Genomic DNA, 19,185 nt, shown 5'->3' with positions numbered 1-19,185 from the left:
ATCCCGTATTCAGGTAGCCCGTTTACGGGCCGCAGGAAATAGTCATATGCAAATGTCAGGTCACTATGCGCCTGCTAGGGCGCAGCCAGTAGGAGAGCCTTATAGGCGCATATGAAAAACCACCGGCTATGCCGGTGGATAATTTTTTTATCAAAGTTGTTAGCAGAAGCGCTTTCTATTTAAGTCTCTTATACTTAAGTCATTTACGGCCTATACACGCCATTGAAAAAACTTTCTGCTACAGTTCTCACAAATATCAGTTGATGCGAAGCAACAAAAACCGCAAAATGGCGAACTTTTCGGTTCATAGAATTAATCCAGCATCACTAGAGGTGATTCTGACAGCATCAAGCTAGTGATGAACCGTATGTTTTTGCAACTGAGAATCAAATTTATGGGTTTTACCTCGCTAGGTCTTTCTGCTCCAATCCTAAAAGCTATCCAAGAAAAAGGATACGACACGCCATCTCCAATTCAAGCTCAAGCTATACCTGCAGTTCTGCAAGGTAAAGATGTGATGGCTGCCGCTCAAACAGGGACAGGCAAGACAGCAGGCTTTACTCTACCAATCTTAGAGCGTTTGTCGAAAGGGCAAAAAGCGAAACCTAACCATGTGCGCGCGCTTATTTTGACGCCGACTCGTGAGCTTGCGGCTCAGGTGCAAGAAAACGTGTTTATGTACAGTCGTCACCTAGATTTGACCTCGGCGGTTGTGTTTGGTGGTGTGAAGATTAATCCTCAAATGCAACGTCTGCGCAGTGGTGCTGATGTATTGGTGGCAACTCCAGGTCGCTTAATGGATTTGTACAATCAAAACGCAGTGAAATTTAGCCAGCTTGAAATGTTGGTTCTTGATGAAGCTGACCGTATGTTGGACATGGGCTTCATTCGTGATATCCGTAAAATTCTTGAATTACTTCCAAAACGACGTCAGAACTTGCTGTTTTCAGCAACGTTCTCTGATGAGATTCGCCAGCTTGCTAAAGGTTTGGTGAACAACCCTGTTGAAGTTTCTGTTGCACCAGCAAACTCAACCGCAAAAACGGTTGAACAAGCGATTTATCCAGCTGACGCGCGTAAGAAAGGCCCAATGTTGGCGAAAATGATCCAAGATGGTCAGTGGAAGCAAACATTGGTTTTCTGTCGTACTAAGCGTGGTGCAAACCGTTTATCTCAGTTCTTAAATGAAGAGGGCATCACGTCTGCTCCTATTCATGGTAACAAGAGCCAAGGTGCACGTACTAAAGCATTGGCTGATTTTAAATCAGGTCAAGTACGCGTATTAGTTGCAACGGATATCGCCGCTCGTGGTATTGATATTCCTCAGCTTCCTCAAGTGGTTAACTTTGAACTGCCGAATATTGCTGAAGATTATGTACACCGTATTGGTCGTACTGGTCGTGCGGGTGAATCGGGTAAAGCGATTTCGTTCGTTTGTGCAGATGAAGCGGTCGATCTGTTTGGTATTGAACGTCTGATCCAGCAAGTATTGCCTCGTTTCGAGCTTGAGGGTTTTAAGCCGACAAACGCGGTAGCAGCTTCAACGTTAGACTCACGTCCTATTAAGGCGAAGAAACCTAAGAAGCCAAAAGCACCAAGAACATCGAATGCAAACGGTGGATCGAATGCTGATGGCGGCGCTAAGAAATTAGGCGCAAGAAAGCCGCGTCGTTTTTCAAATGACAGCACGAAAGGCAATACGCAAGGTGCAGCTCAAGGCAATGGCCAAGGTAAAGGCAATTCAGGTGCAAACCGAAGCAAGCCAAAAGCGTCTGGTTCTTCTCAAAATGGTGAAAAGAACGCACCTCAACGTGCAGGTCAGAGCAAGCCAAGCCAACCACGTCATAAGCCAGCAGGCCAACGACGTCAGCCAAGTCAAGCGGCGAAAGCAACAGCAGTAAACTAAGCTCAAACATTCGTTTAGATAGTTATTCGAATAGTTAACGGCAAAAAAAGCTTAAAAAACGACGGTCATTTGGCTGTCGTTTTTTTTTGCCTGTCATTTGTGGTTTGTGCTCAACCCCCGTTGTTGCACGCGAAAGCGGAGGGAAATTCACGATGGTTTGATAGGGATAAAACTTTACGTGGATAAATGCGCATTTAACGAATGTGAATAAATTGTAATAGTTGATAACGAAATGACAACGAGGAAGCTGAGTGTCATTCAAGCACTGTTACTGGACACTCCAGACAGAACAGGAAAACAACAAGGAGACATTTCATGTTCAATACCCTACGTAAGCTGCAAAAGAAGACGTTGACGCGTAAAGTAGCGGGCTATGCACTTGCTATATCAAGTACATTTTTCACCGTTTCACAAGCTTTTGCTGCTGAGCATAACTGGCGTTTTGTAAACCTTTACTCTCGTGGCACCGCCTATGGTGAGGTGTACAAAAACTTCGCTGAAAACATCGAAACCATGTCTAACGGCCGTATTTCGGTCCAAGTGATGTACGCTGGTGAGGGTGTTGGTCAGACAGGTGTGTTTGGTTCTGTAAAGTCGGGCTTGATCACCATGGGTGCTCCATTCCAACCAATGCATGCTGGTGAATTTCCTCCAGGTGTCGTTGAAGTTGGTTTACCGGGTATGACGGACGATGTCGGTGAACTGAGTGCGCTATTCCATGAAAAAGGTTGGGGTGAAGTCCTTGAAGAAGCTTACGATAAGCAAAATCTTGTTTGGCTTGAACCTTACATCCAGCTTCCTGTTTATATCCTAACGAAAGAGCCGATTACATCGGTTGAAGATTTCGAAGGGTTAAAAATTCGTGCGCCAGGGGCGTATGGTAAATTCTTACGTAACCTTGGTGCTTCACCCGCTTCACTTTCTTGGAGCGAAATCTACACTAGCCTAGCAACCGGCGTTATCGACGGTTCGATCGGCAGTAACCTAATTGACCACCGCGATGGTAACCATGTTGAAGTGGCAAAATATATGTACCGTCTTCCAATCGCTGGCGCGCAAGCTCTGCCGATTGTAGTAAACAAAAATGCGTGGAATAAGCTACCAGAAGATCTGCAAGCAATCGTCCGTGGTGCGAGTGCGGTTCATGCTCGTGAGCAAATGACCAAATCAAGATTGTGGGAATCTCAAGCCGTTGCAGATATGCAATCTAAAGGCATGGAGTGGAGCCCACAACCAAACGATGCCGATGTGGCTAAATGGAATGAAGCTGCGAATTCACTATGGAGTGAATACGCAAAAGCAGATAAGTACAGCAGCCGTCTAGTGGAAATTATCCAGAATAATTAACCATGCAAAATTTGGCAGCCTAATGAGTTTTGTCGAATTAGCTCGTTAGGTTGCCAATCCTAACCAAACTTTAGGGGAGCATTCCCCTTTTTCGTTTTTTTGTATTAGGGATGATGTGTATGTTTAGTCAGGTTTTGGCATTCTATTGTCGTGCGGTCAATCGAGTGGTGTATTGGATGGGTGTATCTGCCTCAATACTGATGCCGCTATTAGCTGCCACTGTCGCATTTGAAGTGTTCTCGCGTTATGTATTAGGCGCTCCAACGATTTGGGCGTATGACGTTTCGCTGTTCTTATTTGGTTATATCGCAGCACTCGGCGGGGCACTAGCACAACAAAATAAAGCCCATATCAACGTCGATGTTTTTTACCTTTCTGTTTCTGCCCGAATGCGATCTTTCTTTAACTTACTTTCTTATTCTCTCGCCATTTTCTTTTTATGCGTCGTCTTGATGATGAGCTTCGGTAAATTTGAAGAAGCCATTGAATTTAACTATCGCCGTCAATCGGAATGGGCTCCTTCAATGGCGCATTTTTGGCTGATGATGGTGGTCGCGTGTGGCGCATTTATTCTGCAATTTACCAGCGACATGGTTCAGGATTTTTATTACCTGATGACTGGGAAAGAACTGATTGAAACCAAAGAAGAGGCGATTGAAGCATCGCCTGTTGATTACTCAGCCGAGGCGGGGGATGTATGAGTATTGAAGTACTAACACTACTATTAATTGGCTGTATTCTCGCCAGTTTTGCATTAGGTGCGCCAGTCGGTATTGCCTTAGGTGGCATTGCGATGGGGATGGGATATCTGACTTGGGGAGAGGGTATTTTTAACCTTATTCCCACCACAATTGAAAGTAACTTCTTTAGTTTCATTCTGCTGGCAATCCCTTTGTATATCTATATGGGACAATTGCTGACACGTTCTGGCATTGGTGATGCCATGTTTAACGCCAGCCAGATGGTGATTGGTCGTATTCGTGGCTCATTAGCCATTAGTGTGATTGGTGTTTGCTCTATGATTGGAGCAATGGTTGGTATTATCGGTGCGGGTATTATGACCTCAGGCAGTATCGCATTAAAACCTATGCTCGAGCGCGGCTACGATAAACGCTTGGCTTTGGGGGTGATCATGGCAGGTGGCGGGTTGGGAATTTTGATCCCACCGAGCATTCCGATGATCATGTATGCCGCAACAACGCAAAACTCAGTGGGTCGAATGTTCCTTGCAGCGGTTATCCCCGCGTTAATTTCGATTACCTTGCTGATTGCTTACGTCATTATTAGCTGTAAATTAAACCCAAAAAAAGCGCCATTAGGGACAGGCAGTGAAAGCCAAATGACAGGCAAAGAAAAAGTACGAACTGCGCGTGATGGTTTTTTCTCTTTGCTCCTTATTGTTGCCGTGCTGGGCAGTATTATTACCGGGATTGCTACGCCAACTGAATCAGGGGCGATAGGCGTTGTCGGCGCGATATTACTGGCTATTGTATTCAAACGATTTCGTTTTGAGATGTTTAAATCATCTGGATTTGAAACTGCGATGTTGGTGAGCGTCTCGATGTGGATCATTCTTGGCGCGTCACTATTTAGTAACTTTCATATGCTTAGTGGTGTGCAAACCATGGTGGCTCAGATCACCGAAGATCTCGGTTTGCCTCCGTTAGGGGTCATCATATTAATGCAAGTCATCATGCTATTACTTGGCTTTATTATTGATGAACTGATCATTGTCTTGATGTGCGCACCGTTATTTACGCCGATTATTATGTCGTTAGGGTACGATCCTATTTGGTTCGGTATATTGATGATTCTGAATATCGAGATTGCAGTACAAACGCCCCCGTATGGTTTTGCTCTTTTCTATTTGAAAGGTATTTCACCTCCCGGCGTTACCATGATGGATATCTACCGTTCAATTGCTCCTTTCATCTTCCTGAAACTGTGCGTTTTGATCATGTGCATGGTGTTCCCGGAAGTCGTGATGTGGTTGCCAAACAAAGTGATGGGAGTGGATTAATATGAGTTTGAAGCATGTATTAATGCCAGTGGATTTGGCTTATCCAGAAGTGGTGAGAAAAGAAGTAGAAATGGCATTGAAGCTGCTGGCTGAAGATGGCGTGATTGACATCTTGTATGTTGATGAGGCGCGTATCCATCATAGTATGGTGCCAACGGCTCGCGGTGCGGCTTTTTCAGAGAAACACCAGGCTGTTTTGAACACGGTTCAGTCGATGCTAGAGCAATTTGTACCGGCTGCTCACCGCGGAAAGAGTCTGATTCGTACCGGTGTAGTATTCGATGAAGTTGTCACTCAAGCGAAGCAGACCGATGTGGATGCTATCGTGATGGCTTCAGCAAAGCCAAAATTTCGCTCCTACTTATTGGGTTCCAATGCCGCAAAAGTGGTGCGCCATGCTCACTGTTCTGTGTTTGTTGTGCGTTAGTGGTATGTTTTAGTTATTTTGACTGCAATAACAAATAACAAATAACAAATAACAATCACAAACAGTAATAAAAAAGGGAGCCTTGGCTCCCTTGCTGTTTTTTTCTTGAACTCATCGCCATGATTAGCGTTTTAGATAATGCTTATAAGACATGGTCTCAGGTCTTGAGCATATTTTGGTGTATTCGAAGATCCGTCCGTCTTTCAGTTGTCCAATAGAGAGGACTTGAATTAATGGCTTCTTAGGGCTGACACCTAATGTTTCACACATATGTTTGTCAGGGATTATGGCTTCAAAATCTTGAATCGCCCCCTCGATTTCAAACCCAAGCTCTTCTTCTAAATAACGATATTTAGATCCTTCCATCGACATCACATTCATCTTTGGATAAAGCGACATAGGCATGTAAGAATCTTCATAAACGGATGGAGCACCGTTAATAAGCTTAAATCGGCGAATGAAATAGACTTTTTCGTCTTTGCTTATGTTGAGGATTTCGGCGATTTCGTCGCTGGGATCCATCAGAGTGAATTCACAAATTTTGTATTCTAATCGCGCACCAGTATCCACTAAATATTCGCTGGTACTTTTTAGAGCTAACATGGATCCGACCATGGTCTTCCCGATCACGGTTGATCCTGCACCTTGGCGCTTTTCAACCAATCCTAGTTTTACCAATTCTTCAATGGCTTTGCGGATCGTAATACGGCTTACCTCGTATTCCGCCATGAGTTCTTTTTCTGTCGGTAAGGTGTCGCTGATTGCGAATTCATCTGAATCGATGCGAGATTTCAATTCAAGCATCACTTTTTTGTACAACATAGTGTCCCTCTCTTATTAGCCTAAAAGTACCACCGCATATAGAACAAATCAATGACCTTTATTCTAGTGAGCCTAATCCTTGTCCGTATTTAAGCGCAAAGGTTACTTATAGGTATTTAATAGTGACCAGTATCGCATAACACATCCTATATTTGTACTCGATCACGATTAACATATTCTATATTTGTCCTATTGGTTTTTTGCGGGTAATTTAGGCGGTGTCGAAAGATGGAACGTTCGGAAATATTTAATAACGATTAAAAAAACAACCTACAACGAAAAATACTGATAACAAAAGGACCGTGCGATGTTGAGTGCAATACAACGTTTAGGCGGAGCAATGTTTACCCCAGTTTTACTCTTCCCGTTTGTCGGGATATTAGTGGGCTTAACGATTGTTCTTAAAAACCCAGTTTTTGTTGGTGATCTTGCTGATAAAAATGGGCTCTATTATCAAGTGTTACAAGTTATTGAAGAAGGTGGCTGGACTATCTTCCGTAATATGGCGCTACTATTTGCGGTTGGCTTGCCAATCGGGTTAGCGAAAACGGCTCATGCACGTGCAGTCATGGTCGTAATGGTTTCTTACTTAACCTTTAACTATTTCGTAGGAGCCATGGGTGGTTTCTGGGGGGAGTTCTTTAATGTTGATTTTTCTCAACCAATTGGAGGAACCTCAGGATTAACGGAAATCGCGGGTATAAAGACAATTGATACGGGTATTTTTGGCGCCATTATCATTTCAGGCCTAGTGACGTGGATTCATAACCGCACATTTGAGAAGCAATTACCCTCTTATTTAGGCATTTTCCAAGGTGCCTCTTATGTTGCGATGATCTCTTTCTTTGCCATGCTGCCAGCGGCTTGGCTAACCCTATACGTATGGCCATCAATTCAACACGGCATATTAGGGCTACAAACATTTATGGTGGAATCGGGTTCATTCGGCGTGTGGTTATACACATTCCTAGAACGAATTCTTATCCCAACAGGCTTGCACCATTTTGTTTATGCACCATTTGTCTACGGAAACATTGCAACACCGAATGGTATTGCTGTGGACTGGTTTACCAACCTAGAAGCGTTTACTCAGTCTGGTCAAGCAATGAAGGATCTCTTCCCCGCAGGTGGTTTTGCATTGCACGGTAACTCAAAAATCTTTGGTTGTACGGGTATCGCATTGGCGATGTACCACACAGCAAAACCTGAAAACCGTAAAAAAGTAGCAGCATTGCTTATTCCTGCAACATTAACAGCAGTATTAGTCGGTATCACTGAGCCACTTGAGTTTACGTTCTTATTCATTGCGCCTTGGTTATTTGCGATTCATGCCGTGCTGGCTGGTGCGATGGCGATGGTGATGTACAGCTTCGGCGTGGTTGGCAACATGGGTGGCGGTTTAATTGAGTTTGCTACTGGTAACTGGATTCCACTATTGGGTAACCATACCAGCATGGTGGTGACGCAAATCGCGATTGGTCTGTGCTTTACGTGTATTTACTACTTCACGTTCCGATTCTTAATTGTGAAATTTGATGTGCCAATTGCGGGTCGCGGTGATGCAGAAATGAAGCTGCACAATAAAGAAGATTTCAATAAAAAACATGGTATTGCAGGTAAAGGTGTTCAAGGAGCAAGTCCTCTACAGATTCAAGCGATTGAAACACTAGAAGGGTTAGGTGGCGTCGAAAACCTAGAAGACCTAAGTAACTGTGCGACTCGCTTACGTGTCACTGTGATTGACCCAGATAAAGTGCAATCTCCTGAGTACTTCATGAGTACCGGTGCAGTGAACTTAGTGAAAAACGGTAAAGCGGTACAAGTCATTATTGGCCTGAGTGTTCCTCAGCTTCGTGAAGAGTGCGAGAAGATTGTCAGCGTCTATAAAGCAGAATTGAAAGCAAAAGCAAATAATGAAGAGCTAACACTCAGCCCGGCTAGTTAAAACAAAAACTAAAAAATCTCACATATCAATTTTAAACAAATATCAGTGGGCGGCGGAGGCGCTGCCCTACATAAACGAGGCATATTATGAAAAAAGAATTCTCAGTAGTTATTGCAGGCGGCGGTTCAACATTCACTCCAGGCATCGTGATGATGCTGCTAGAAAACCAAGACCGTTTTCCAATTCGTAAATTGAAGTTCTACGATAACTTCGCTGCTCGCCAGGAGACAGTCGCTGAAGCTTGTAAGATTCTACTGAAAGAGCGTGCTCCTCATATTGAGTTTTCATACACGACGGACCCTGAAGAAGCGTTTACTGATATTGATTTCTGTATGGCACACATTCGCGCTGGCCTATACGCAATGCGTGAACAAGATGAAAAGATCCCACTACGCCATGGCTGTGTTGGTCAAGAAACTTGTGGTGCGGGTGGTATGGCTTACGGTTTACGTTCGATTCCAGCTGTAATTGAAATGATTGATTTCATGGAAAAATATTCACCAAACGCTTGGATGCTAAACTACTCAAACCCGGCAGCCATCGTTGCAGAAGCTTGCCGCGTAATGCGCCCTAACTCAAAAGTGCTTAACATCTGTGATATGCCAATTGGTATCGAAACTCGTATTGCTGAGATTCTAGGTTACGAAGATCGTAAGCAGTTCGACATTATGTACTACGGTCTAAACCACTTCGGCTGGTGGAAAGAGTTTAAAGATGCGAAAACAGGTGAAGATCTGATGCCGCGCATCAAAGAATATATCCAAGAATTTGGTTACCTACCGCCAAGTGCGATGAATGGCGCGCAACATACTGATGAATCTTGGAAAGAGACCTTTATTAAAGTTCGTGATGTGTATGCATTAGACCCAGAAACAATTCCAAATACGTACCTAAAATACTACATGTATCCAGACTACGTGGTAGAGCACTCAAACAAAGAGTTTACTCGTGCCAACGAAGTGATGGAAGGCCGAGAGGCGGAAGTGTTTACTGAATGTCACCGCATTATTGCGACGGGCACTGCCGTTGACACCACTATCGAAGTAGAAGAGCACGCGTCTTACATTGTTGACCTAGCAACCGCTATCGCATTCAACACTAAAGAACGTATGTTACTGATTGTGCCTAACAATGGTGCTATAGCTAACTTTGACCCAACGGCGATGGTAGAGATTCCTTGTATTGTTGATAACACAGGTGCGAAACCACTACAAATCGGTGAAATTCCTGAGTTCCAAAAAGGGATGATGAGCCAACAAGTTTCAGTCGAGAAGTTGGTGGTTAAAGCGCATGTTGAGCAATCTAAGCAAAGATTGTGGCAAGCATTGACATTATCAGCGACGATTCCAAGTGCATCAGTAGCGAAAGCAATTCTTGATGATTTATTGGAAGCGAACAAAGACTTCTGGGTAGAAATGAAGTAAATTTGATACGATGATTTAAGGCCCTGTGAACATTGTTCGCGGGGCTTTTTCGGATGGAATATTTGATGGTCTTACTTGGATGACTTGAATGTCATTTGATTTTTCCCATCAATTTTCGCGGGCATATTGAGCAAGCGTTTTTTACAAAATGGATGTATAAATCATGTTTGATGTCACACTACTTGGGTATATCGCGGCTTTTTGTACCACGTGTTCCTTTGTTCCTCAGGTTCTTCATATATTAAAAACTGGCAATACAGATTCTATTTCGTTAGCCATGTACAGCATCTTTGTTTCAGGTGTTTTTCTTTGGCTGGTGTACGGTGTTGTGGTGCAAGATCCCCCAATTATTGTCGCAAATGCAATTACCTTGGTGTTGGCAAGTATCATTCTCGTTTTAAAAATTCGAGCTACTATTAAACGTCGTATGACGCCTGAGGTTAGTGAAGTTTGATTTTTTAGTTCGATGTTATTTTATTTACTATTGTCCCACCTTTGGTGGGATTTTTGTTTTATGCGTTAAATCCAATCTGTTTTTTCTCTGAGTTTTAAATGGTGACGTATATCATCGTTATAAAACGGAACCGACTTCAACTATTTGATCTTATTTCTTTCGTACAATCGCATCGAAAAAATAATCAGCTGTTTACGTTAGTTTTATAAATTTGTGTGCTTGAGTCTTTGTGAGTATGCAAAATAACAAGGTTAAATATGTTTAAGAATAATATGGCATTGCTTGCCGCGTGTTTATCTTTTAGCGCGAACTCGACTAGTTTTGATACGGTTACGCTAGGAAGTAAAGGTGGAATCCAGGATGGTAACCTTACCGCTTTTTTAATTAAGGGCGAAAATGATAAGAATTATGTCATGTTGGATGCGGGCTCTGTTGTAAATGGACTTATTGCCGCAGAACAAAAGGGTGCGTTTGCCGATTTAAGATTACCTGAGGGATCACCTTATACTCGAGTTGGCCATGTATTGAATGATCGAATTAAAGGCTATTTTATTAGTCACGCCCATTTAGATCATGTCGCGGGGATGATTATTTCCTCTCCTGATGACAGTAAAAAACCAATTTATGGTTTAGAAGCAACCAATCAAGCGTTGATGGATAATTATTTTAATTGGTCTGCTTGGCCTAATTTTGGTAACGAGGGTAATGGCTACAAGCTGAATAAATATGATTATGTCGACTTAATGCCATCACAATGGTTAGCAGTCGATGGTACCTCTTTACAAGTAATGGCTTTACCTTTAGCGCACTCTGGTGGGCAATCAACCGCGTTTGTATTGAAAAATCCAGCGGGTGAAGTATTTGCTTACTTTGGTGATACTGGCCCTGATGAAGTTGAGAAAAGTACCGCAATGCGTAAGGTGTGGTCCACTCTGGCACCATTTGCTAAGCAAGGCAAATTGAAAGGGATGGTGATAGAAGTGTCATACACCAATGAAACCCCTGACAAATCTTTATTTGGTCACTTAACACCGAATTGGTTGTTAAAAGAACTGGCTGTTTTAGAGCAGTTGAGTGGTAAAGGCAGTCTAGAAACTCTTGATGTAGTGGTTAGCCATATCAAATACAGCTTAAAGAACAGTGAAGACCCAAAAGTCGTGATTCAAAGACAACTGGCTGAGGGGAATAAATTTGGTGTGAATTTCATTTTCCCTGAGCAAGGCGATTCACTGCAGTTTTAATGATACTTCCATAAATACTTTGATTTGAAATAGAAGGCTTTTACCTCTATTTACCCTTATTGGCGTTGCTTTACATCTCTATTGCTAAAGTAAAGTTGTCGTCAATATGGGTATCAAATTATGAAAACAGTCCGCACAGTGTTTGGGTAATCATTACATTCGTAGTACCGATGAAAGTTTGACGGATGAGTTATGGCACCTATCGCGTAAAGCCGTAGTATAAGTTCTATTTTTGTGGTCCAGAGTCGTTTTCAAAGGCACTTAAAAAAGATCTAGAGACATACCAATTTAATATTGAGCACAGCTATCACGAAGAGCTATTTGTAATGCGTTAATAGAATTTTTGATGCGTTAATAGAAGTAGAGGCCCACTGACATAAGTGCCTCTCTTCAAGCGATAAAATCGTCATTTTTTCTACTGTTTTATAATTATTCTGAAAATATCTTCAAATTTATCCACGTTTAATCTCTTACTTTCCATAAAATACTCGATGCATATCAAGATTGTGACGAATTTTATAATTCTCACAATATGATAAAACTCGGTAACGCGAAATTTATGGTGTTATTTGCTCAGAGCCTTGCTGCTGCTATGATGTGCTGGTTTTTTTACAAAAAGTTACATATTTCGAGCTAAATGAAAGTCTTAATTTATGCTAATTTCTCGGCGATTTTGCGCTGTTGTCGTTAATTGAACGCTAAGCATCAGGCTCACTTTGATTAACCACTGGCACAGGAACACAACCAAATAAACATAATAAATCGGAATGGTTTACATGAATGTCGAGTAGCGACATTCCCATTAGTTCTATGAGACATTTAATAGAACCTCATATACAGGATAAAATATGAACGGTACCAATGAATCGTGGCTAGCTGCGTTAAATACAGGATTAAATAACGTAGTAGGCGCCATTAATGGCGTGCTTTGGGGGCAAGTGCTGGTGTATCTACTGGTGTTTGTTGGGGTTTATTTCACTGTTCGTCTTGGTTTTATTCAAATTAGACAATTTAAGCACGCAACTCAAATCTTAAAGAGTGGCCGTGAAGTGGATAACGGGCTGAGTTCGTATCAAGTGTTTTGTACGTCTATGGCCGCACGTGTCGGTACTGGTAACATGGCTGGTGTTGCGGTTGCATTGACCGTGGGCGGACCGGGTGCAATTTTTTGGATGTGGCTGATTGCCCTATTTGGTATGGCAACGGCGTTCATCGAATCCACATTAGCTCAAATCTATAAATTTAAAGATGTCGATGGTCAATATCGCGGCGGCCCTGCTTACTACATGGAAAAAGGTCTAGGCCAACGTTGGATGGGCTCATTATTCTCAATTTTTCTTATCATCGCTTTTGGCTTGGTATTTAATGCAGTTCAAGCGAATACGATTACAGACGCGCTAAGTCACTCTTTCGGGTTCAATGAAACTATTACTGGCGTGGTCATCGTAGTTTGTTCTGCGCTTGTAATCATGGGCGGCTTACAAAAAGTAGCGAAAGTATCAACAGGTATCGTACCGATTATGGCTATTGGCTATCTAGTGATTGCTTTGGTCATTGTGATTATGAATATCACAGAGGTTCCAGCGGTACTGATGTTGATCGTTAAGAGTGCATTTGGATGGCAAGAAGCTGCAGCTGGTGGCGTGGCTTATACTATTGCTCAAGCGATGCAAAGTGGTATTGCGCGTGGTTTGTTCTCAAATGAAGCGGGTATGGGTTCTGCAGCAAACGTGGCAGCAAGTGCGACACCAAATCCAAATCACCCAGCATCACAAGGTTTTGTTCAAATGCTTGGTGTATTTGCTGATACGTTGGTGATCTGTACTGCATCTGCTGCAATGATTATGCTAAGTGGTGTGATGGATCAACCAGATGCGGCAACTGGTATCAGTTTACTACAACAAGCATTGAGTAATGAACTAGGGTCATGGACGGCGTACTTCATGGCTGCAGCTATCATCTTGTTCTGTTTTACTTCTATCATTGCTAACTATAGCTATGCAGAAACAAACGTGATGTTCCTTAATGGCAACAGCAAAAAAGGCCTGTTTATTTTCCGCCTTTGTGTGTTGGGCATGGTGATGTTCGGCTCTGTGGCATCTTTACCTGTCGTATGGAGCCTGGCTGATGCATCAATGGGCGCGATGGCTCTGACCAATATCGTTGCTATTTTGCTGCTTTCAAAATTAGCGATCAAAGTGATCAAAGATTATGAAGAGCAACTGAAACAAGGCAAAACACCTTCGTTTGACCGTTCTAAGTTTCCTGAATTGGATGAATTAGAAGATGCATGGCAAACAAAAGATGCAGAACCTGCGGTAAAATAACGACTGATGTTAATTTAATCCCCACTCAAGAGTGGGGATTTTTATAAGATCCAATTCCATCAATCAAGAGTTATAGCAAAAAACGCACAAGCGTTTAAACAATCCCCACACCCTGAACATGCTTGGCTATCAATCGCTGCGGACTCGCCCGGTTTGATGGTGATTGCGTTTTGTTGACACACTTCAACACATGATTGGCAATGGCTTGCCAGTTTTGCACTGCAACGAAAATTGACGTTCGCTTTTAGTTTTGAATGCGTTAGAGCCCCTGTAGGACATGCTTGTACGCATTGGTAGCAACTATCACAAGCACCAGAGAGTACAGGGTAGCCATGCTCAAGTATAATTGCGTTATTCGGGCAAACTGACACGCAGCGCACGCATTGATCACACAGTTGTAAGAAATGCACTTCTTCAAGCGCTTGAGGTGGGCGAATAAAATCGGTAGATGGTTCCACTAATTTTGGCCGAAAACGTTCAAACAGCGCTCGTTTTGAATGGTTAATCTCAGTCATTATTTATACAGCTTGATAGGCTCGATAGTCAGCCCAATTTCAGTTTTAACTTGGTTTAGAAATAGTTCAGTCAGTTTGGCTAAATCGGCATAAAACGGACTTTCTGGGTTGCTTTGCAGTAACTCTAGATAACGATCACTCCAAGGGAGTAGATGCACAGCTAAAAACTCGACAATAGCAACCTGGTTACCCTCTTCCATTAGTAACGCTAGTGCCCACATCATTAAACCAAACTGATCTAATGGCTGGTTTTTAATTTCAAAATCAATACCGACACGAGCTAAAAATTCATAATAAGCTGCAGTCGAATCCCCCATGACGAGGTTTTCACGGTTTTGATACACCGAGCCCCACGGTGGCGCGATCATTTCACCTTGTCCTTCAAACAATACTGAGAAATTGTATTTATTCGCTGAGTAGCGATGTTGTTGTAAAGAGGTAATAAGAGCGCTTACCGTTTCAATATTTTGCCATTGATATGCATTGGCGAGCGATTCAAGATCATTCAGAGTCGCTAAGTTGATTTGTTCAACCGGTGAGTAGTAAAACAGTGCGCCGAGAGCACGTGGCAGTAAAGCTAAGTTGTTCATTAAAAATACCTGAATAGGGGAGCTAAGCTCCCCATTATTTATTACATACCGATTTGCCAAAGTTCAAAGAAGCCGATACGACCAGCAATCTCTGAAGCGGCAACAAAAACTACCGCGAGCGAAGCAAACTGGGTGTTGTCTTTTTTCTTTGACGACAGGCTGATAATTGCTAACCCTGCAAAAGCGAGTTTTAGCATCCAGAAAAGCGTGTCTTGACCAGATAAGGTTGCCGTAGACAAACCAATATGCGCAAAGTAACTTGGCATTAAAATGATGCCTACTAACAGGCTGATTAACGCTGTGTACTTAAATAGGCGGCAGCCACAAATTAGGAATACCACTGTTGCGCCCATAATCAATGGAGTGAGGAGCATGTAGATCGAGGTATACATAGTATTCCAAGCAGTCACACTTTCAATGGTGTAGATAGTTGGAATTGTATGTACCAACACCACACCAGCAAAGGTAGAAAATAGACTCACGGATTTTACTGTGTTGTTGCCTTGTTTTACTTTGAGACACACCAGTGTAGCAAGCAGTAGTCCACCAAACATTATCGTCGCGATGATTTCGTTACTCATTGGAGATTGTCCAATGGCAGAGAGTGCGTTGATAGCTTTAAGTGGTTGACCTAGATGAGTTAATGATGCAACTCCCCCAAGAGCCAAAGCAGCAAATGCGGCATAAAGCGCTTTTTCATGCTGGTGGCGATCCATCTTGCCAATAAGTAGAGCTAAGGTAGACAACACCACTATTCCGACAGAAGTTTGCGCAAGAAATGTAAAAAAAACTAAAGATAACTCGTGCATTATTTCACCTCTGTAGGGTTTTGCAGTTCACCTATATTGCTGTTACTCGCAACGGCATTACTGTGGGTGCGCACAATCAAGTTAGGGCTCGTGATGCGTGAGTCTGGGAGTGGGGCGACATCACGCTGGTTGCCATACTTGGCGCGTAGCTCGTTGATATCACCAAACTCAATGGCGCGTTGTGGGCATGAATCAACACAAATCGGATTCAGACCTTGCTCGAGACGGTCAAGGCAGCCGTCGCACTTTGACATCACGTTTTTCTCTTTGTCATACTGCGGCGCGCCGTAAGGGCAGCGCATTGCACAGTAGCGACAACCAATACACTTATCTTGATCGACGAGTACTAGGCCATTGTCTTGACGTTTGTGCATTGCTTGGGTTGGACAGCCAGCAACACAGATAGGGTCATCACAATGGTTACAAGCGACAGAGAGATAGTAAGCGAATGTTTGGTGCGACCATGCGCCATCACTATCTTTTGCCCAAGAACCACCACCGTACTCATAAATACGACGGAACTTACGACCGACATCAATATCGTTTTTGTCTTTGCAACTCACTTGGCAAGTTTTACAACCTGAGCAGCGAGATGAATCAATATAAAAGCCTAATTGTTTCATTTAGTTATGCCTTTTGAATTTCTACTAGGTTGGTATGTTGTGGGTTGCCTTTCGTGATAGGCGAAAATAGGTGACTGGTTAGGTTGTTAATACAGCCACCAATGTCGACACCATTCTTCATTACCGACCATGCGCCTTGAGGCATAGCAGTGACATCCGGCATTACGCGGTTAGTCACTTTCGCTGCGACTAGGATCTTGCCGTATTCGTTGAACACGTGAACCATATCGCCATTTTCGATGCCACGCTGCTGTGCGTTGATAGGGTTAATCCAGATTTCATCAGGCACCGCTTCTGCCACAACGCCAACATTGGCATACGTTGAGTGAGTGTGACCTTTGGTATGGAAGCCCGTCATCTGCAATGGGAATTTTTGGAATTTTTCCAAGTCCATATGTGAATTTGGTACAGGCACATATTCAGGAATCGCGGTCATGTAGTGACCATCAGGTAGAACCCATGTATCGACGCGCTCTTGAACCTTAGTGGCGAAGATTTCGAACTTACCAGAAGGCGTCGTTAGTGGGTTAGCTGCAGGATCTTGATAGAAGTCTGCAAATGGAATGCTGTCTTCTTTCTTGGCACGTTGCTGGTCGATAACACCTGTGCCACGTACTTTCTCGAACTCCGGCAAGTAGGTGCGTTTTGCGCGAATATCGTTGTAGTGTTTTTCAATCCATTGTGCTTGGCTACGCCCTTCGGTGAATGTTTGTTTAAAGCCAAGGTGACCAGCAATATCAGCACAGACATCATAGGTAGAGCGCACTTCCCACATAGGTTCAATGGTATTTTCCATTGAGATCATAAAGTGGTTTGAACCAGAAGCGTAAGCGTTATCAACGAGGTCTGATGCTTCTAAATAGGTGGTTTCTGGTAGCAGGATATCGGCAAACTTCGCTGTTGGCGTCATGTGATTATCGATGACCACAATAAACTCACACTTGCTGTCATCGGCTAAGATCTGACGGGTCCGGTTAAGATCACCATGTTGGTTACCAAGCACGTTACCTGCTTGGTTGATCATCATTTTAATGCCATGTTGAAGCTTGTCAGCACCTTTTAAGCCGAGAGTTTCAGGTGTAAAGATCTCAGGGTTTTCAATGGCGTCTGTCCAAGAGAACACCGGAATTGCAGTTTTTACTGGGTTGGCAGGGCGAGGCAGTAGTGGTACGCCATATTTGGTTGAGTATGCCCAGTTACCGGTATTAGTACCCGCGCGACCAAAGTGACCAGAAATAACACACAGTGACTGAATCGCGTGTACGCTGTGTTCGCCATTGTGGTGGCGTTGTGCCCCCCAACCTTGGGCTATGTAACATGCTTTTGCGTTGGCTATTTCACGGGCTAATTGAACGATGCGTTTAGCAGGAATACCAGTAATAGTTGCTGCCCACTGTGGTGTTTTCTCAACGCCATCTTTGCCGCTACCTAGGATGTAGTCTTTGTAGCTGCCGTTCTCTGCTGCATTTGCTGGCAGAGTATCGCGGCCAAAGCCAATGGCATATTTGCTGATTTGTTCTTCGTCGATCAACTCTTCTTTGAGCATGGTGTGGATCAATGCTGCAACCAGTGCTGCATCAGTGGTTGGTTTGATTGGTAACCACTCTGCATCGCTTACTACACCTGAATCAGTATAACGAGGGTCTATCAGGATCACTTTCGCACCAGATTTTTCTAGTGCACGACGCATCTCTTCAACTTGACCGCCACCCGACATACGAGTTTCTGACAGGTTTAGGCTGAAAAGTACCACTAAATCTGAGTCTTCAATTTCAGTGAAGTGAGTGCCGGCATACTTACCCCAAGTGAATGGTGTCATACCGTTGATTTGAGCGGTTGAGTAAGAGTTGAAGTAATTTAGGTAACCGCCAGCTTGAGTTAATAGGCGTAGCCAAGCTTCACGACCTTGCGTGTGGTAATACGCACCGGTGCCATACTGGAAGTAAACAGCTTCAGGACCGTATGTATCATAGACGCGTGTTAGTTGATCGGCGATGGTTTGAGTGGCTTCTTGCCAACTGATACGTTCGAATTTGCCCTCACCTCGTTTTCCAACACGCTTCATTGGATACTTTAAGCGGTCAGGATTGTAAACGCGGAATTTGTTGGATCGTCCACGTAAACAAGGACGAATTTGGTGCTCGCCAAATACGGCATCGCTATCGGTGTCAGCAGGCTCAACTTGTAGAATTCTCCCATCTTGCACTTTGACTTTTAGTGCACAGCGGGAACCACAGTTAACCAAACAGGCACTGTATTTAAACTCTGCAGGGGCAGAGGTTGGCGTAGCACTGGCTTTTTTGCTCAGTGGTAGAGTAGCTAGTGAGCTAGCAACAGCAGCAGTCGCGCTGAGTTTACTTGAGTACTCGAGTAGCTTACGGCGGGTGGTTTCTATATTTAGAAACGGCAAAGTAGCCATAAATATTCCTTTACAGTGTAATACAAATCTCGTTTTGAATAGGAATGATTTTTATTATTATATCATTGTTCCTAAAGGGTTTTTTGATGGGTGATAGTCATCTGATAGTGACCCTATCAAGTGTAAGGGCTTAGCAGTAGTATCTAATTTATCAATATGTGATCCGGTAAAAAATAGATAGAGCTTAGATATAAGATTTGTGATTTTTGCGAGGTTTTTCGAAAATACTGACTAGTGTTTTTTAAAGAACTATGAGCTCTCATTTTTAATGTAAAGAAGTAAACTTTAGCAGCTGAAAATGCACTGTAATTCTGGA

The 19,185-nt window shown here is 43.2% G+C and carries 16 protein-coding genes; 10 read left to right on the top strand and 6 right to left on the bottom strand.

From position 1 onward, the window contains the following. Positions 1–394 precede the first annotated feature (394 nt). The 5 genes from DZ860_RS21925 (at position 395) to DZ860_RS21905 (ending at position 5,700) form a co-directional block, all read left to right on the top strand. Positions 395–1,906, top strand: a complete 1,512-nt coding sequence (locus DZ860_RS21925; RefSeq protein ID WP_120035270.1) for a DEAD/DEAH box helicase — start codon at positions 395–397, stop codon at positions 1,904–1,906. A 315-nt stretch (positions 1,907–2,221) separates the two neighbouring features. After that, positions 2,222–3,253, top strand: a complete 1,032-nt coding sequence (locus tag DZ860_RS21920) for a TRAP transporter substrate-binding protein (protein ID WP_120035264.1) — start codon at positions 2,222–2,224, stop codon at positions 3,251–3,253. Between the two features lie 119 nt (positions 3,254–3,372). Next, positions 3,373–3,954, top strand: a complete 582-nt coding sequence (locus DZ860_RS21915; protein WP_120035262.1) for a TRAP transporter small permease subunit — start codon at positions 3,373–3,375, stop codon at positions 3,952–3,954. Further along, positions 3,951–5,273 (top strand): TRAP transporter large permease, encoded by a 1,323-nt coding sequence (locus tag DZ860_RS21910; protein ID WP_120035260.1) that lies wholly within the window; start codon positions 3,951–3,953, stop codon positions 5,271–5,273. The genes DZ860_RS21915 and DZ860_RS21910 overlap by 4 nt, the downstream gene beginning before the upstream one ends. 1 nt (position 5,274) lies before the next feature. Further along, positions 5,275–5,700, top strand: a complete 426-nt coding sequence (locus DZ860_RS21905; RefSeq protein WP_120035258.1) for a universal stress protein — start codon at positions 5,275–5,277, stop codon at positions 5,698–5,700. Positions 5,701–5,823: 123 nt separating this feature from the next. Here DZ860_RS21905 and DZ860_RS21900 read toward each other — a convergent pair whose 3' ends face one another. Then, entirely contained in the window at positions 5,824–6,522 is a 699-nt protein-coding gene (locus tag DZ860_RS21900; protein ID WP_120035256.1) for a GntR family transcriptional regulator, read from the bottom strand. 307 nt (positions 6,523–6,829) lie between these two features. Here DZ860_RS21900 and DZ860_RS21895 point away from each other — a divergent pair, with 307 nt between their 5' ends. The 5 genes from DZ860_RS21895 (at position 6,830) to DZ860_RS21875 (ending at position 13,913) form a co-directional block, all read left to right on the top strand. After that, positions 6,830–8,467, top strand: a complete 1,638-nt coding sequence (locus DZ860_RS21895; RefSeq protein ID WP_120035254.1) for an alpha-glucoside-specific PTS transporter subunit IIBC — start codon at positions 6,830–6,832, stop codon at positions 8,465–8,467. 86 nt (positions 8,468–8,553) lie between these two features. After that, on the top strand, positions 8,554–9,891 hold the full coding sequence (locus tag DZ860_RS21890; RefSeq protein ID WP_120035252.1) for a 6-phospho-alpha-glucosidase: 1,338 nt from the start codon (positions 8,554–8,556) through the stop codon (positions 9,889–9,891). 163 nt (positions 9,892–10,054) lie between these two features. After that, positions 10,055–10,345: a SemiSWEET transporter gene (locus DZ860_RS21885; RefSeq protein WP_207890667.1), complete on the top strand. Its 291-nt coding sequence runs from the start codon at positions 10,055–10,057 to the stop codon at positions 10,343–10,345. 257 nt (positions 10,346–10,602) lie between these two features. Then, a complete protein-coding gene (locus DZ860_RS21880; RefSeq protein WP_120035249.1) occupies positions 10,603–11,586 on the top strand; it encodes an MBL fold metallo-hydrolase in 984 nt (327 codons plus the stop codon). An 848-nt stretch (positions 11,587–12,434) separates the two neighbouring features. Next, positions 12,435–13,913, top strand: a complete 1,479-nt coding sequence (locus tag DZ860_RS21875; protein ID WP_120035247.1) for an alanine/glycine:cation symporter family protein — start codon at positions 12,435–12,437, stop codon at positions 13,911–13,913. A 59-nt stretch (positions 13,914–13,972) separates the two neighbouring features. Here DZ860_RS21875 and DZ860_RS21870 read toward each other — a convergent pair whose 3' ends face one another. Genes DZ860_RS21870 through DZ860_RS21850 form a run of 5 tightly spaced genes read right to left on the bottom strand, consistent with a single transcriptional unit; the run spans position 13,973 to position 18,869 of the window. Further along, positions 13,973–14,428, bottom strand: coding sequence for a 4Fe-4S binding protein (locus tag DZ860_RS21870; RefSeq protein ID WP_120035245.1), 456 nt, complete (start codon positions 14,426–14,428; stop codon positions 13,973–13,975). Next, positions 14,428–15,018, bottom strand: coding sequence for a molecular chaperone TorD family protein (locus DZ860_RS21865; protein ID WP_120035244.1), 591 nt, complete (start codon positions 15,016–15,018; stop codon positions 14,428–14,430). The genes DZ860_RS21870 and DZ860_RS21865 overlap by 1 nt, the downstream gene beginning before the upstream one ends. Positions 15,019–15,059: 41 nt before the next feature. Then, complete coding sequence (locus DZ860_RS21860; RefSeq protein ID WP_120035242.1) at positions 15,060–15,827, bottom strand: dimethyl sulfoxide reductase anchor subunit family protein; 768 nt, start codon at positions 15,825–15,827, stop codon at positions 15,060–15,062. Then, complete coding sequence (locus DZ860_RS21855; RefSeq protein ID WP_120035240.1) at positions 15,827–16,450, bottom strand: DMSO/selenate family reductase complex B subunit; 624 nt, start codon at positions 16,448–16,450, stop codon at positions 15,827–15,829. The genes DZ860_RS21860 and DZ860_RS21855 overlap by 1 nt, the downstream gene beginning before the upstream one ends. A 4-nt stretch (positions 16,451–16,454) precedes the next feature. Further along, positions 16,455–18,869 carry a DMSO/selenate family reductase complex A subunit gene (locus tag DZ860_RS21850; RefSeq protein WP_120035238.1) on the bottom strand — a complete coding sequence of 805 codons (2,415 nt, stop codon included), beginning with the start codon at positions 18,867–18,869 and terminating at the stop codon, positions 16,455–16,457. Positions 18,870–19,185: the final 316 nt, after the last annotated feature.

Origin of the sequence: Vibrio sinensis, assembly GCF_003605645.1 — a bacterium.
GTDB lineage: Bacteria > Pseudomonadota > Gammaproteobacteria > Enterobacterales > Vibrionaceae > Vibrio > Vibrio sinensis.
This window is presented reverse-complemented; position numbering and strand designations above follow the sequence as displayed.